The organism is Oleiphilus sp. HI0079 (genome assembly GCF_001635105.1).
This window is the reverse complement of the sequence record NZ_LWFT01001361.1, coordinates 1-14,086: the sequence shown is the minus strand read 5'-3', so window position 1 is coordinate 14,086 and position 14,086 is coordinate 1. Positions and strand designations below refer to the sequence as shown.

The window sequence follows — 14,086 nt, the reverse complement described above, 5'->3', positions numbered from 1 at the left end:
GACGCGTTCTCCGACCATCATCCTGAGTTGGTCAACCGCTGCGCCCTCCGGAAGCGGAAAAGTATAGATACCCTCAACCCAATGCTGTGATGGATTTTCAAATCGCTGTTTTACGGTAGCCCGGACAACCGGCCCATTAATGTCTAAATCGATGTCAGTTTGAAGAGCAAGCGGACGCGCGAGCTCCTGACTATCCTCACCTTCACTGTGTTTTAGCTGAAAGTTAATCGGCATATCTGACGCCGCGTCCGCCAGCGCACTTTCGCAAAGCACCCAGAACACCAACAAGCACACAAATAGCGCCATGGCTGATTGATACTCTGAGCCTCGCCTGTTGTGCGAACAAGGTGTTGTCTGGTCTTTGGCGTACGTCGGAGCCATAGCCGCTTGTGGGAGAACGCGGCGTTTTAACGCGATTTGCGCGAAACTGTTCATGATTACTCTCCTTAAAAAAGAGGCCACGATGCGTGGCCTAAAGGTGGGCTCCGCACGAGGAGTCGATAGAGAAAGGAAGACGAGCAGAGCCTCTAATCCAACCCCATAGGTTTCGTGCGAAGTAGGCCGCGCTAACGAGAGGAACGCGGCGCATGGTGTTTGTCTGCATCGTTTGCTGCAGGCAGCCTTCTTCGCACCGGATAAAATGGCCGCGAGAATGGCTGCACTAACTCCGGACTTCTCATCCATAGACGCAATAAGGTGGCCTCATCGAGCGCTACAAAACACTTCATTAGCGACCCCCTACGTTAATCGCAATAGGTAAAGACTCGCCTGAATCTTGGGCAAGAGCCGCAGGTTGCTCTTGGGCAGGCATGCTTAGCTCAATCGCCACACGTCGGTCTAGGATATAGTTTGCAGCATCCCCTGTGGAGACGGTCGCGAAGGCTTCGCCATGCGCGCGCCCGTCGATTCGGCCAGTATGAACGCCCTTGTCCACAAGATAATCTCGAATGGCATCTACGCGCGCTTGAGTTAAGGCTAGATTGGCATTCTCTGGACCAATCAGGTCACTATGTCCTTGTAATGAGATATGCATGTTTGGGTGCTCAAGCATGAACTCTGCAAGCTCGTCTATTCGGGCTTTTGCATAGTCTGGTATCGAAGACTCGTTGTGGCGGTAATACACTTCTTGCGAATAATGCTTGGCAATATCCGCAAGAATCTCCGCTTGCTCACGCTCGGTGACCTCTTGCGCTTTTAAATCTGCGAGCTCAGCAGACTTAATTGCGTTTGAGCGCTGCAACTTACGCGTCTGAGCGCGCAGCGCTTCTAACTGTATATTTGATTTCTTAAGCTCGCCTTCCAGGCTTGTTAGCGACATCACTTGCGAATCTAATTGCTGCTCGGTTTGCTCAAGCGCAGAATCCTTGTCTTGGCCATAACCGACACTGCCACCTAGAGCCGCGCCCGCAGCAGCACCAACTGGCCCGCCAAGTATTGCGCCAAGAGTGGTACCGATACCAATCCCCCAGTAGGTGCTTGAATGCTCGTCGTTTCCGAGGCTTTCATCCGCAAACGCTGGTGTACTTACAACCAATGCCTGCGAGCAGATAAGCGCCGCCGCAAAGGCCGTTTTCTTAGCTCTAAACGAGCGGCTACTTGAGGACGATTGGATCGTACTAAGCGTGCTCACCGATGTCGCTGTTGTTTGGTCATGATTTGTCATATGTTTTGTCTCCATTGGTTTCGTTGGTCGCCTAGCATGCGTTCCCTCGCATGTATTGATTCGGTGGAACCCGAATCGCTTATTCCATTCATTCCGTTCATTGCTAGGCGTTGGCGCTATTGAATGATTTTCTTGCACTCCAGTAATGGAGACTCTCTGGAAGGATTAGTGAGATGTTCTGGCTTTCTGGACAAGTGCTCCATTACGCGCAATCCAAGGACGGGTGTTGAACGCTAGGCACCGCCTTCTGGAGACAATATGTGCAAAGTCTGGAGATCTTATGGAGAAGTGGATTTATCCTCCATCATTGGATTGAACTCAGGTAAAGTGAGGGTCACACAATTCAAGACAATTGGAAGCAACCATAGCCCTTATGACGAATAGCATTGCGATAGTAGAAGACGACATTGATCAACAGCAAAATTATGCTGAGGCATTATCCCTCCGCGGTTTTACCCCCTACTGTTACTCCAATGTCGCATCCGCATTAGCGGGTATATCTGAAGTAAAACCAGATATTGTGTTGTTAGATGTTGTGCTTGAGGATGACCCGGATGGCGGCTTCACAATTTGCCGGAAATTGCTGGATCAAGGGGCTAACTTACCCATCGTATTTCTAACTGATCGTTCAGATGAAATCGATCAGGTCTTCGGCCTAAGACTCGGAGCATGGGATTATCAAACAAAACCCATCTCACTGTCGTTATTGGCAGAGCGGGTTAAGTCTGTATTGCGTATTCATTCCGCTAGACAGAGCCTTTTTTCAGCCTGTTCTCCAGAAGGCACAGCCTTTGATGGCGCCCTAAATCAAAACAACACCGCGACCAGCGATCAAAGCCCTTTGAACATTCATCATGAAACCTCTTTTGTGTCGTGGAAGGGGCAGACAGTGCCATTGACGCTCACAGAGTTTCGATTGTTTGTTGCCATTCACGATGCGGGCGCGCAAGGCATTGATTATCAGACCCTGAGCGAGAGTACGATGCAGCGCATGGTGACCAATGGCACCATCAATAGCCACATTAAAAATCTGCGTAAGAAGTTTAACGAAATCGACCCAGAATTTAATTCAGTGCTCAACAAACCAGGGTTTGGTTATCGATGGGAAGCGCCCTAATGCCGCGCTTTGGTATTAAAGCCCAAATCACCCTATTAAGCTTGGGCTTACTTTCTATTCCCTGGTTTGCGTGGTCGTATTGGCAAGAGATTCAGCAAGCCGCAATCACTACTCAGGGCCGAGTGCAGCTGATCGAAACCAAAGCCATCGCGACCAGCCTCGTTGCGACGCAAGAGAACATTGCCGAATTACTAGCTGCAGACGACAACAGCCTCGTCGAAAAGCACGCGTTAAGCGCGCCTTCTGTAGCTGCGCCGATCCGCCTCGATGGAAACCTCGGTGACTGGAATGGCCAACAAAAACTATTAACGTCATTTGAATCTAGCTTTTCTATCTGGCAGTCGGACCCTGAGCTACCGGCTGAAAGCGCTTTTGGACTTGCGTTGGCGCAGACACAAAGATATCTCTATGTTGCACTGAATGTGCGGGATAACGTCATACAAGAGCGCCAGGCGAATCATCTTAGACTCGATTACAATGACCATGTTCAGCTGACCTACCAAGATACATTGGGCGCCATCAAGCGTGTTCTCATCCCGGCACAAGGGGAAGGTAATCTAGCCAGCTATTTTACTGACTTTGATTGGAAATACGGCGTAGATAACACACACCCAATTTCCGGCGAACTAACGCCGAGCCATCAAACCGGCATACAGGGATTTTGGCGAAACACAGAGCAAGGTTATGTGATCGAACTTCGCATGCCGACCACTAAGTTAAATGCGCTCGACCCTAGGTTGCACATCGCTGTCGTTGATGTTGATGAGAAACCCACATTGGGGCCGAGCGCTATTGTCGCCAGTTTGCCGAAACAACTAGCGAGCGAACTCAATCCCTTAGGTCTCCATGCGCGCGAGCTACAACGCGTTATTGAACAACTAAAGACCACCTATGCCAGACTCTGGGTATTTGATCGCAAAGGTCGTGAATGGGCCTATGGTGGACGGGAAGCGCACGATAGTATTCAACCTCTGGCCTTCGACACTCAGTGCGTGCAAGACGCGCTTCTTGTAAAAGATAGTCCATTACAATACGTCTCCAACCTTAACGGAGAGCTAGAACGTATCATCGCTTGCCATCCAATTATCGAGCAAGGACGTGTATTGGGCGTGGTTGTAATAGATGAATCCGCAAAACATGTACTAGGAAAAGAAGAAGACAAAATACAGGCAATTGCAACGCGTCTTGCACTCGCAGTGATCGGCGTTGTATCGGTGTTTTTTGCGTATGCTGTTCTACTTGCAAGGCGTATTGCCCGACTGAATAACGAGTCAAAAACCACAGTAGACCAACACGGTCGAATCGAGATCACGCAACTCGAAGCCAGCAAAGATGTTCCAGACGAGATTGGTGATCTATCGCGCACAATGACGGCCCTACTCCAAAAACAACAATCCTACACCGATTTTCTGGAGAGGATTCCGCAGACTCTGCGCCACGAAATTGCCAACCCACTGAACAAGCTCAAAACATCTCTGGAGCTCTTACAAGAAACCAGACCGGAACTTTCCAATGATCGATACATCAAACGGCTTTCAGCCGGTACAGATCAAATTAACCAGATAACAACCCATCTTACCGAAGCCGCAAGCTTAGAAGGCGCTATTCAATCAGAACGCTTGGCTAAGATGGATTTAAATCAATTCCTACAAGGCTATTTTGAGAGCTGGAAAGAGCCGGTTAAGGTGCAGCCATTTGCGCCTGTTCTGTTTGAGATCCTTGGTGATACAAGTCGCCTTGAGCAACTTTTCGACAAGCTCATGGATAACGCCACCAGCTTTTGCTCAAAAGACGGTGCGGTCCTCATCACCGTAAAGCAGGAAAAGCATTTTCTACAAGTAGACATCACCAATGATGGGCCGCCGCTTGCCACCGAAAACATCGCGCAATTGTGCGCGCCTATGTCGACAAATCGGTCCAGTGGTGGAGCCATTCATTTGGGGCTGGGGTTACATGTCGCCAAGCTCATCGCTGAAAAACATCAGGCAAATATACTGGCGAAAAACAGACATGATGGAAGTGGCGTGACGTTTAGTGTTCTTTTTAAATGCTAGCTAGGCGGCGTATCGCAATCAGTAGGGTCCGATTACGACGATACATGCGCAATATCAGCGGTGTTCAATAGAGCGTCAGCCCGCTCTAGAATCGAAGAAATCGAAAGGCAGACACCGCGACACGCAAAAAAAATCATCCGAGCCATCGCAGACCCGGATGAAAGAGTGGCGGCCTGTTATGCTTTTACCTTTCGACGACTAAAACCAAGCCCAGCTAAACCGAAGCCAAGCAACAGAATCGATGCAGGCTCCGGCACGCTTATCGGTGCGCCCGGAACAAGGTTTGAAATGAGCTGCGCTTGTGTTTCATGTCCTTCGAAGTAGAAAAACTCGAATGCATAGGTTCCCGTTACACCAGCAAATGGATCAGATAGCCAAGTCGACCCCGGTGGCTGAAGACCGTCGAAGCTAGAAAGCTCTTCTGTATCTTCGAAAATTCCATCCATATTTAGATCAAAACCAGCCGCAAAGCCGTCATCGGATGTCACCGACAGAACACCTCCGTTTACCAGTTGTGCGGTACCGGTAAATCTCCAGAGCGACTCCCCCATGTAATGATCAAAATCAATACCATCACCCAGATCGTTATCAACGCGGTTCGTGATGGTCGCGGTCATACCCGTTAAAAACTCGTCTACGGTGCCGATATCGAAGGTTGGCGTTGCGTTTGGTCGGCCAAACTCTAGCTTGTCGGTATCGAACTCAAGTTGCGGTCCACCCGCTATCGCTGCCTGCGCTTCTGACAGCGTTGAAACATTTTGTAGATCATAGTATTCACCATGAATGGTGAACGCATTGGCGGCTTGGATCGTCGCGGCCATAAAAATGACTGGATACACAATCTTCTTAAGTAAGCTCATCGGTGCTAACTCCCTTTTTCTTTATTTTGGTGTTTTCGTCAACCTGACGTTCCAAAATCAAGCTAGGAAAACGCCACATGAAAATTCTGTTAAGAAATTCAAGGTCTTAACAAAGCGCCTAGAAAGCCTAATGTGAAAAACTGTAAAAGAAGCTGACGTTTGCAAGCCCCAGAACAGGAGAGATCAAACGCTGGACTGACGAGGATTAAGGCCGCTTACGCGAAAAACGATCCAGACACTTGATTAAGAGGCGTCGAACGCGTGCTCGGGCAATCATCGTTACTGAAACAGAAACAGCAACCGAAACACCTCACAGCCTTGTCTCCTGAGTCAGTTGTATTCACTCAAGTTTGATATATATTTATTGAACGTGATTTCAAGTTCTGTCGTCGCGCCTAAGACATGCCCTCATAAGAACGCGCTTACTGGAACAAGCGCACTTCCACACGGAGCAGTAAATAATGTCGAATAACTCTGATGAAAGACTTTCAAATGATTTATTGAAAGGGTTTGTCATTCCTCCTAGACCCCAGATCGTCGCTGATCTGCAGATTGAATCTGCAATGCCCTACCCCGACATCAATGTTATTGCCAGTATTATTGCGAAAGATGTGGGTATATCCGGCAGCCTTATAAAAGCGCTTAAATCCCCTCTGTTCGGCTTATCCGGAACGATTAAATCTATTAATCACGCAGTAAGTCTTATGGGCTTGGACAGTGTCGTCGGTATTGCTACTTCACTATCCTTAAAAAGCGTATTGAGCGACGACAATGTCACCGGTCTAAATCGCTTCTGGGATACCGCAAATGACGTGGCTAACGCTTCAGTGATCGTGTCGAAATACCTTGGCGTTGGCTCTTCTGATGAAGCTTACTCTCTAGGCCTTTTTCATGATTGCGGCATACCGCTGATGATGATGCGATATCCTGATTACCTCGAAGTGCTCGAAAAAGGATACCAAGACAGCGAAAGAAGAGTGATAGACGTCGAGAACGAGCATTACAAGACGGACCATACCGTACTCGGCTACTACACGGCCAAGACTTGGAAGCTTGCAGACCACATTAGCGAGATCATCTCTTACCACCATTGCGTCGGAAAAATATTTGAACTCGATCGGAAAAACAGGACGCTAAAAAAAGATTTACTGTTGGTTCTTAAAATATCAGAACATATATGCGGCTCTTTCCGCACATTGGGCGCCTGCAGTATTGACCATGAATGGGAGAGAATTAAAGACGAGCTCTTGGACTATGGTGGCCTGGTTGAAGACGATATTCTCAACATGGCAGATGAGTGTAAAGAAGCAGGCATCGGCTTATTCTAACAACAATGCTTGCCCTGCATTCCAACTAACGTATTCCATCTGAAACATTCACCGCTCACATCCTGCATTGTGCAACAGGCAACTCCTCAGAGCTTAGGCTACGGCGATGGCCTGTAGCGCATCGCGGAGCTGCCCGGTGATCGGCGAAGGCTTGTTGGTCTCGCGATCAACAAATACGTGTGTCATCGCTCCGTACGCACAAGCTTGCTCTTGCCCCTCCTTGAACAAGGCTACGCCGTAATCCACCGAGCTATTGCCAATGCGATCTACACGTAGTGCGCCCACTAAGGACTCGGGAAAGGCGATACTTTGCTGATAAACACAATTCGAATTAACGATAAAACCGATCTGCGCGCCATTCTGAATATCCAGTCCACCTTTGTCGATAAGATAGGTATTCACCACGCTATCAAAATACGAGTAATACACCACATTGTTCACATGGCCATACACATCGTTATCCATCCAGCGGGTCTGAACATTCTGAAAATGTCGGAATGTATTTTTAAAAACTGGCTGTTTCGCCATTACGCTATTCCTTTAAGCAATTAAGCAATACCCTTAAACGATCCCTTTGAAGGCCGCCTGATAGATCGCAAGCGCGTCATCGCGCGTTACTTCCTTCGGGTTATTCTGAAGCAAACGAGTCTGAAGCATCGCATCGTCCGCTAAAATTCCAAGATAAGACTCTTCGATTCCCATCTCTGCCAAACTGGTCGGCAACCCGAGATCTTTAACCAAGTCTTCAATATACTCAATTAAGCGGCAAACGGCCGACGCCAATTGGTTCTCTTCAGATTCGCTCTCACTAGAGACAGGAGGTACAAGATCCGGAGCAATATAGGGTATTAGTTGTGCATAAAGCGCACCACAGGCCGACTTGTTAAAGCGCATCACGTGCGGCAGAACAAGCGCATTGCTTAAGCCATGTGGAATATGAAAGTGCCCACCCAAGGGATAAGCCAAAGCATGAACAGCGGCCACCGGCGCATTGGCGAAAGCTTGCCCCGCTAAGCAGGCCCCAAGCAACATATTTTGGCGCGCTTCGATATCAGCACCATGATACGTCGCTTGCTTAATATTGTCTGAAAGCAACCGGAGTGCCTGAGCGGCAAGTAGATCGGAGTATGGGTTCTTTTTAATCGCACTGGTGTAGGCTTCGATGGCATGCACCATTGCATCAACGCCGGTCGCCGCAGTGACATGTGGAGGCAAACCCAGTGTCAATTCAGCATCCAGCAGCGCAATGTCTGGAAGAAGCGTCGACGATACAATGCCGGCCTTGGTTGTTTCGCCAGTGGTCACGATGGATATGGGGGTGACTTCAGAACCGGTGCCAGCGGTAGTCGAAACAAGAATTAGTGGCAAACGAACGCCTACAACCTGATCGATACCGTACATAGCTTGCAATTCTTGGCCCGAACCAAGTGCAGCTGCAACAAGCTTAGCGGTATCCAAAGAGCTTCCGCCACCAAAGCCTATCACGCCGTCAGCGTTATGCTGCTTGGCGCATTCAATCGCTGCCAAAACCACATCTTCTGGTGGATCAGCAACCACATCAACAAAGTAGTCTGTTTCAAGCTGTGTCGAGGAAACCGCGTCTTTTAATTGATCGAGTAAGCCACAAGCAACGATACCCTGATCACTAATAACAATTGGACGGCCAATCTCTAGGCTGCCACAAAGCTCCCCCATTCGTTTTAACGAACCCGCTTCGCTGATAATGCTTTTTGTTGTATTAAACTGAAATGCGTTCATCGTTCTAACACTCGCTGGATAAAACCTCGAGTTGCATGCTAGAGCAATGAGCGCCACGTTTCACTAACCCAAAGCAAAAAACTAAGTCAGAGCACTCCGGTTGTGTGCTTTGTCAAAATCAATACTTGGCCCTGCCGGCACAATACCTGTTGGATTTATATTCTTGTGCGATACGTAATAGTGCGCTTTGATCACATCCATATTGACCGTTCCGGCAACACCGGGCTGTTGATATAAGTCTCTTACATAGTGAGACAAAGCCCGGTAATCCGCAATCCGCTTCAGATTGCATTTGAAGTGACCAACGTAAACCGCATCGAACCGGATGAGCGTTGTAAACAAACGCCAATCGGCCTCTGTGATATCGGAGCCAACCAAATAGCGCTGTTCCGTGAGCCGCGCTTCAAGCTGGTCGAGCACCCTAAAAACGTCTTCAACCGCCTCTTCATAGGCTGACTGAGTTGTTGCAAATCCCGCCTTGTATACGCCATTATTAACATGGTCATACACCAAGGCATTCACCTCATCGATTTGCGCCGTCAGAGGCTCAGGGTAGTAGTCGCCCGGCTTTGCTCCGATATGGTCAAAAGCACGATTGAACATGCGGATAATTTCGGCAGACTCATTGCTCACGATGGTATGCTGCTTTTTATCCCACAGCACCGGCACCGTCACCCGCCCAGTATAATCGTGTTGCGCAAGAGTATAGATCTCATACATTCGCTGTTTGGCATTTACAGAATCTGGAATCACACCCTCGCCTGGGTAAAACGTCCAACCCTCCTCACCCATGAATGCGTTGACCGCTGATACCGTTACCATATCCTGCAGCCCTTTTAACTCTCGGAATATCAGAGTTCTGTGTGCCCACGGACACGCGTATGAAACGTACAAATGGTAGCGTCCGGCCTCAGCCTCAAAGCCCCCGCTACCAGAGGGTCCGGCAGAGCCGTCAGGCGTTACCCAGTTCCTAAAACTTGAATCTTTGCGTACAAACTTGCCGCCCGTTGACTTGGTATCGTACCAATCCGTTTGCCACTTACCTTCTACTAATAACCCCATGCTTGTATCTCCCCTTGCGTTGGATGACTGCGAAAAGCCTTAGGCGGCAGAGCGACGATTATCAATGGAGTAGGCTCCGGCGCCATGCGCAAACACCATCAGAAACCCACCAGCAATGCTGATATTCTTCATAAAACTAATCATCTGCATTTGGTCTGAAAAATCTGCGTGAAATAGAACTGCAGACACAATACAAAAACCCGAAAGCGCAAGCGCGGCAAGCCGAGCCTGAAAACCCACAAGTACTGCAAGACCACCAAGCACTTCCAGAGCGATCACGAACGGAAGCAAAGCGCCAGGAACGCCCATCGCCTCCATGTACCCCTGCGTGCCCGCGTATCCAGATATCTTGCTAATACCTGATGTGATAAAGATGAGTGATAGCAAAACGCGCCCCACTGGCGCAGTCAAAAGTTGTAGTTGATTCATTACTTTGTCCCTTCGTTTAATTTAAATGACAGGACCAATGTTAAGCGTGAACCTTTGAGGGAGACACCGTAAAAGTTTGAACGGATTGTTCAGAATAAACGAACAATGGTTTACGAACACAGGTCGCCAGGTCGCTGTACTGAACCAAGCCAAGCGCACGTTGAGAATGTACGCTAGAAGAGACACACGACAGCAACCTTAATCTACGTATACAGCAACGGATGTTCAGGAATGATCTTGGGCAATACCGGCTCTCGGCCTTCATCTTCGGCAAACAAGGTGGTGATGATCAGCCTCGGCTCTGCGACAAAGGAAACCGGCCCCATCGCGCTTACGGACTGACTCACATTGTAATAACGAACAAGCTGACTGTTCTGTTCAAATTGCACGCGATAACTGCTCATAGGCTCAAGATTGGCTGCCCGTTGTTTCCAGCCAAACGGCACTTCCGGGTATGCCATTAGCCTTTCTAATAAGGCCTCATATCGCACATCGCCGGTCAACACACTTTCTTGCTTGATCGCCATTAAAATGAGCGACAACGAATTCATTCTAAGATCTTGTGCGTCTTTGAAGGACTGACAGGTAAACAAAAAGTCGTGGTAATTGGTAATCGCCGCCATGCCTCCGCTTAAATCAACCATGCTATCAAAACAGAAGGACGCCCATGCCTCGTTAACCATCAGGATTGTGCCGAAGCTATCCATCAACACGCTAGGGTTTGGGTCAAGTGCTCTTAAGGTACGAGTCATTGCCTTGCGCAACCAACGATACTTCGAATCTTCAAACGCCACAGGCTCGGCAGGCGGCACATGTCCCGCCGCCAGAAAAAGATACGCCGCATCGCGATTACCTAGTTCCATTACCCGAGCCAGATTCTCGATCATCGCAAAACTGGGCATAGCTTTACCATTCTCCATGCGCGAAATATGGCGCGTTGAGGAGCTCGCCTCAAACGCCAGCGACTCTTGACTAAACCCTCTAATCTCGCGCCAGAAACGCAGTAACTCCCCAAAAATAATGCGTTTAGTGTCGTCATCGGGGTTGTCATTAGACTGGAGATTGGCATTTGTCACTGCGGGCTTAGGCATAAAAAGGAGCGTCTCGAACAGAAAAGAATGTATTTTTTAGTTACCCCGACCTCATAGGTCATGGCTGAAGAACTTGAGATACAAGACTATATCAGAAATAGATCACCAACCTGTTAGAGGACTTTGCACATGGCGGCACCGATTCTAAGCGATCGCGAACTTGATTTTATGCTCTATGAATTTCTCAATGTTGAGGCGATGACGACACGAGAGCGATATCAAGATCACGATAAAGATACCTTTAAAGCGACGATATCCACTTCAAAAGCCATTGCCGAAAAATTCTTCCTACCCATTCGCCACAAAGTAGATGCGAACGAACCACATTTTGACGGTGAAAAGGTGCATCTCATTCCTGAAATTAAACCGGCGATCGACGCCATTATCGATGCCGGTCTGCTGAGCCCGTCAAGCGACTACGAAATGGGCGGGATGCAGTTGCCAGAGGCCGTTGCAAATGTCGCCTACTCGTACATCTCGGCCGCTGCAAATGCGACCGTGGGCTATGCCTCACTGACCGATGCAAACTGCAATCTAATCGAAGCCCATGGTACCCAAGAGCAAATCGAAAAATGGGTGAAGCCTCAGCGAGAAGGACGCTTCTACGGCACCATGGCCATGACAGAACCTGGTGCAGGCTCTGGACTCGCCGACCTCATCACCTCTGCCGAGAAGCATGAAGACGGCAGCTATCGCATCACCGGCAACAAAATTTATATCTCCGGTGGAGACCATGAGTTGAGCGAAAACATCGTGCATCTAGTATTGGCTCGCGTTAAAGGCGCACCGAAAGGTGTGAAAGGTATTTCGTTATTTATCGTACCGAAGTTCCTTGTGAATGAAGACGGCTCAATCGGTGAACGCAATGAGGTTGCGCTTGCGGGACTCTTCCACAAAATGGGTGGTCGCGGCCACACCTCCACGGCACTCAGTTTTGGAGAAGATAAAGGCGCAGTCGGATATTTGGTTGGTGAAGAAAACCAGGGGCTGCGCTACATGTTCCACATGATGAACGAGGCACGCATTCTTGTCGGTACCGGTGCGGCACTGACAGGGCTGACGGGTTATCAGTACTCGTTATGGTATGCAAAAGAGCGCCCGCAAGGCCGACTTGTTTCAAATAAAGACCCTCTTTCCGCTCCAGTAAACATTATTGAACACCCCGATGTGCGCCGCATGCTGTTGCTGCAAAAGGCCTACGCTGAAGGGGCTTACTGTTTGTGCCTGTATGGCAGCCAGCTCTCTGATGATAGCCGAACGGCACCATCCGTCGAAGAAAGGGAAAAGGCACAGCTACTTTTGGATTTTCTGACCCCTGTCATCAAAACATGGCCATCCGAGTATGGCCCGAAAGCCAACTATCAAGCGATTCAAGTCCTTGGTGGGCATGGCTACGTCAATGAGCATCCTGTTGAAATGTTCTACCGCGACAATCGCTTGAATCCAATTCACGAAGGCACAACCGGCATTCAGTCATTGGACTTAATGGGCCGTAAGGTACCGATGAATAACTTCGCCGGATACAAAGCGATGATGGCAGAAATCGGCACAACCGCAGCTGCTTGTGCCAACGGAGAGCTCGCCGACTATGCGAATCAACTCAATGAGGCCGTTAGCCTTTTGAACACCACCACGCAAAAGGTCTTTGCTGCTGCGCAAACACACGATTTAGATCTCGCATTCTCGAACTCGGTCAGCTACCTCGAGCTGTTTGGCCATGTTGTCATCGCATGGCTCTGGTTGCGACAGGCCGATATCGCAAGTAAGGCGCTTGCGACAGACAAAGGCAAAGACGATGCAGACTTTTATCTTGGCAAGCTACAAGCCATGAAGTTTTTCTATCAGTGCGAGTTACCGAAGACCAAACACTGGGCTGAGCTTGTTGGAGAACTAAACAGCACACACTTTGACATGAAAACCGAATGGTTCTGAGGCGACACAATGCATATCATCACGAAAGAAGAAATGAAGCAGCAGATTGATCGTACTTTCATGTCAGATTGGTTTGAAGTCACACAAGACCGAATAAACCAGTTTGCAGATTGCACTTTGGACCATCAGTTCATTCATGTCGATCCGCAGCGCGCTGCAGAAACAGAATTTGGCACGACGATCGCGCATGGCTTCTTGAGCTTGTCGATGTTATCCCACTTTGCGGAATCCTTCGGTACCATGATCGAGGGAACATACATGGGCATTAACTTTGGCTTTGATAAAATTCGTTTTATCAGCCCGGTCAAAGTAAACAGCCGAATACGTGCCGTGGCAACGCTTAAATCCATCACGGAGAAGCGCCCCGGCCAGTTCCAATTTCTTACCCATATTAAGGTGGAGATTGAAGGTTCCGAAAAACCAGCACTGCTTGCAGATTGGCTGACCATGCAATTAGTGAAGTAAAGACATGGAATACATATTCCATCAACACGAAAAGATGAAGGTTTAGAAAATGACAATTAATTTCACTGGACAAGTCGCCATCGTAACGGGCGCGGGTAATGGTCTTGGTCGTTCACACGCACTGGAGCTCGCAGCGCGTGGCGCGAAAGTTGTTGTAAATGATCTTGGTGGCGCACGCGATGGTAGCGGCGCATCTTCTGCAGCCGCAGACGAAGTTGTACAAATCATTAAAGAAGCAGGCGGTGAGGCATTTGCACACGGTGCAAACGTAGCAAACTACGCTGAAGTGGAAGATATGGTTAATCAAACCATGGAAAAATGGGGCCG

Annotated in this window: 14 protein-coding genes; 6 read left to right on the top strand and 8 right to left on the bottom strand. The window is 48.9% G+C overall.

From position 1 onward, the window contains the following. Positions 1-435: VIT domain-containing protein (locus A3750_RS23550; protein ID WP_197475270.1), on the bottom strand; the 435-nt coding region annotated here is incomplete at its 3' end. 292 nt (positions 436-727) lie between these two features. After that, a complete protein-coding gene (locus A3750_RS23545) occupies positions 728-1,663 on the bottom strand; it encodes an OmpA family protein (protein WP_068464296.1) in 936 nt (311 codons plus the stop codon). Positions 1,664-2,036: 373 nt separating this feature from the next. Here A3750_RS23545 and A3750_RS23540 point away from each other — a divergent pair, with 373 nt between their 5' ends. Both A3750_RS23540 and A3750_RS23535 read left to right on the top strand, forming a co-directional pair. Then, positions 2,037-2,780, top strand: a complete 744-nt coding sequence (locus tag A3750_RS23540) for a response regulator transcription factor (RefSeq protein ID WP_068458379.1) — start codon at positions 2,037-2,039, stop codon at positions 2,778-2,780. Continuing rightward, positions 2,780-4,834, top strand: coding sequence for an ATP-binding protein (locus A3750_RS23535; protein ID WP_068458382.1), 2,055 nt, complete (start codon positions 2,780-2,782; stop codon positions 4,832-4,834). The genes A3750_RS23540 and A3750_RS23535 overlap by 1 nt, the downstream gene beginning before the upstream one ends. Positions 4,835-5,010: 176 nt before the next feature. Here the strand turns inward: A3750_RS23535 and A3750_RS26605 are convergent, their stop codons facing one another. Continuing rightward, positions 5,011-5,694, bottom strand: coding sequence for a PEP-CTERM sorting domain-containing protein (locus tag A3750_RS26605; protein ID WP_068458384.1), 684 nt, complete (start codon positions 5,692-5,694; stop codon positions 5,011-5,013). 461 nt (positions 5,695-6,155) lie between these two features. Here A3750_RS26605 and A3750_RS23525 point away from each other — a divergent pair, with 461 nt between their 5' ends. Continuing rightward, positions 6,156-7,022: an HDOD domain-containing protein gene (locus A3750_RS23525; RefSeq protein WP_068458387.1), complete on the top strand. Its 867-nt coding sequence runs from the start codon at positions 6,156-6,158 to the stop codon at positions 7,020-7,022. Positions 7,023-7,115: 93 nt separating this feature from the next. Here A3750_RS23525 and A3750_RS23520 read toward each other — a convergent pair whose 3' ends face one another. The 5 genes from A3750_RS23520 to A3750_RS23500 all read right to left on the bottom strand — a co-directional run bounded on the left by A3750_RS23520 (position 7,116) and on the right by A3750_RS23500 (position 11,362). After that, on the bottom strand, positions 7,116-7,550 hold the full coding sequence (locus A3750_RS23520) for a thioesterase family protein (protein WP_068458388.1): 435 nt from the start codon (positions 7,548-7,550) through the stop codon (positions 7,116-7,118). A gap of 33 nt (positions 7,551-7,583) precedes the next feature. Beyond that, positions 7,584-8,780 carry an iron-containing alcohol dehydrogenase gene (locus A3750_RS23515; RefSeq protein ID WP_068458390.1) on the bottom strand — a complete coding sequence of 399 codons (1,197 nt, stop codon included), beginning with the start codon at positions 8,778-8,780 and terminating at the stop codon, positions 7,584-7,586. An 81-nt stretch (positions 8,781-8,861) separates the two neighbouring features. Further along, entirely contained in the window at positions 8,862-9,842 is a 981-nt protein-coding gene (locus A3750_RS23510; RefSeq protein WP_068458393.1) for a glutathione S-transferase family protein, read from the bottom strand. A gap of 39 nt (positions 9,843-9,881) precedes the next feature. After that, positions 9,882-10,271, bottom strand: coding sequence for a DoxX family protein (locus A3750_RS23505; protein ID WP_068458396.1), 390 nt, complete (start codon positions 10,269-10,271; stop codon positions 9,882-9,884). Between the two features lie 203 nt (positions 10,272-10,474). Continuing rightward, positions 10,475-11,362 carry a helix-turn-helix domain-containing protein gene (locus A3750_RS23500; RefSeq protein WP_068572747.1) on the bottom strand — a complete coding sequence of 296 codons (888 nt, stop codon included), beginning with the start codon at positions 11,360-11,362 and terminating at the stop codon, positions 10,475-10,477. A gap of 129 nt (positions 11,363-11,491) precedes the next feature. Between A3750_RS23500 and A3750_RS23495 the strand changes: the two genes are divergently transcribed. The 3 genes from A3750_RS23495 to A3750_RS23485 all read left to right on the top strand — a co-directional run. Beyond that, entirely contained in the window at positions 11,492-13,294 is a 1,803-nt protein-coding gene (locus A3750_RS23495; protein ID WP_068458398.1) for an acyl-CoA dehydrogenase, read from the top strand. A 9-nt stretch (positions 13,295-13,303) separates the two neighbouring features. Beyond that, complete coding sequence (locus A3750_RS23490) at positions 13,304-13,759, top strand: MaoC family dehydratase (RefSeq protein ID WP_068458400.1); 456 nt, start codon at positions 13,304-13,306, stop codon at positions 13,757-13,759. 49 nt (positions 13,760-13,808) lie between these two features. Continuing rightward, a partial coding sequence (locus A3750_RS23485) for an SDR family NAD(P)-dependent oxidoreductase (protein ID WP_156498884.1) occupies positions 13,809-14,086 on the top strand: 278 nt, incomplete at its 3' end.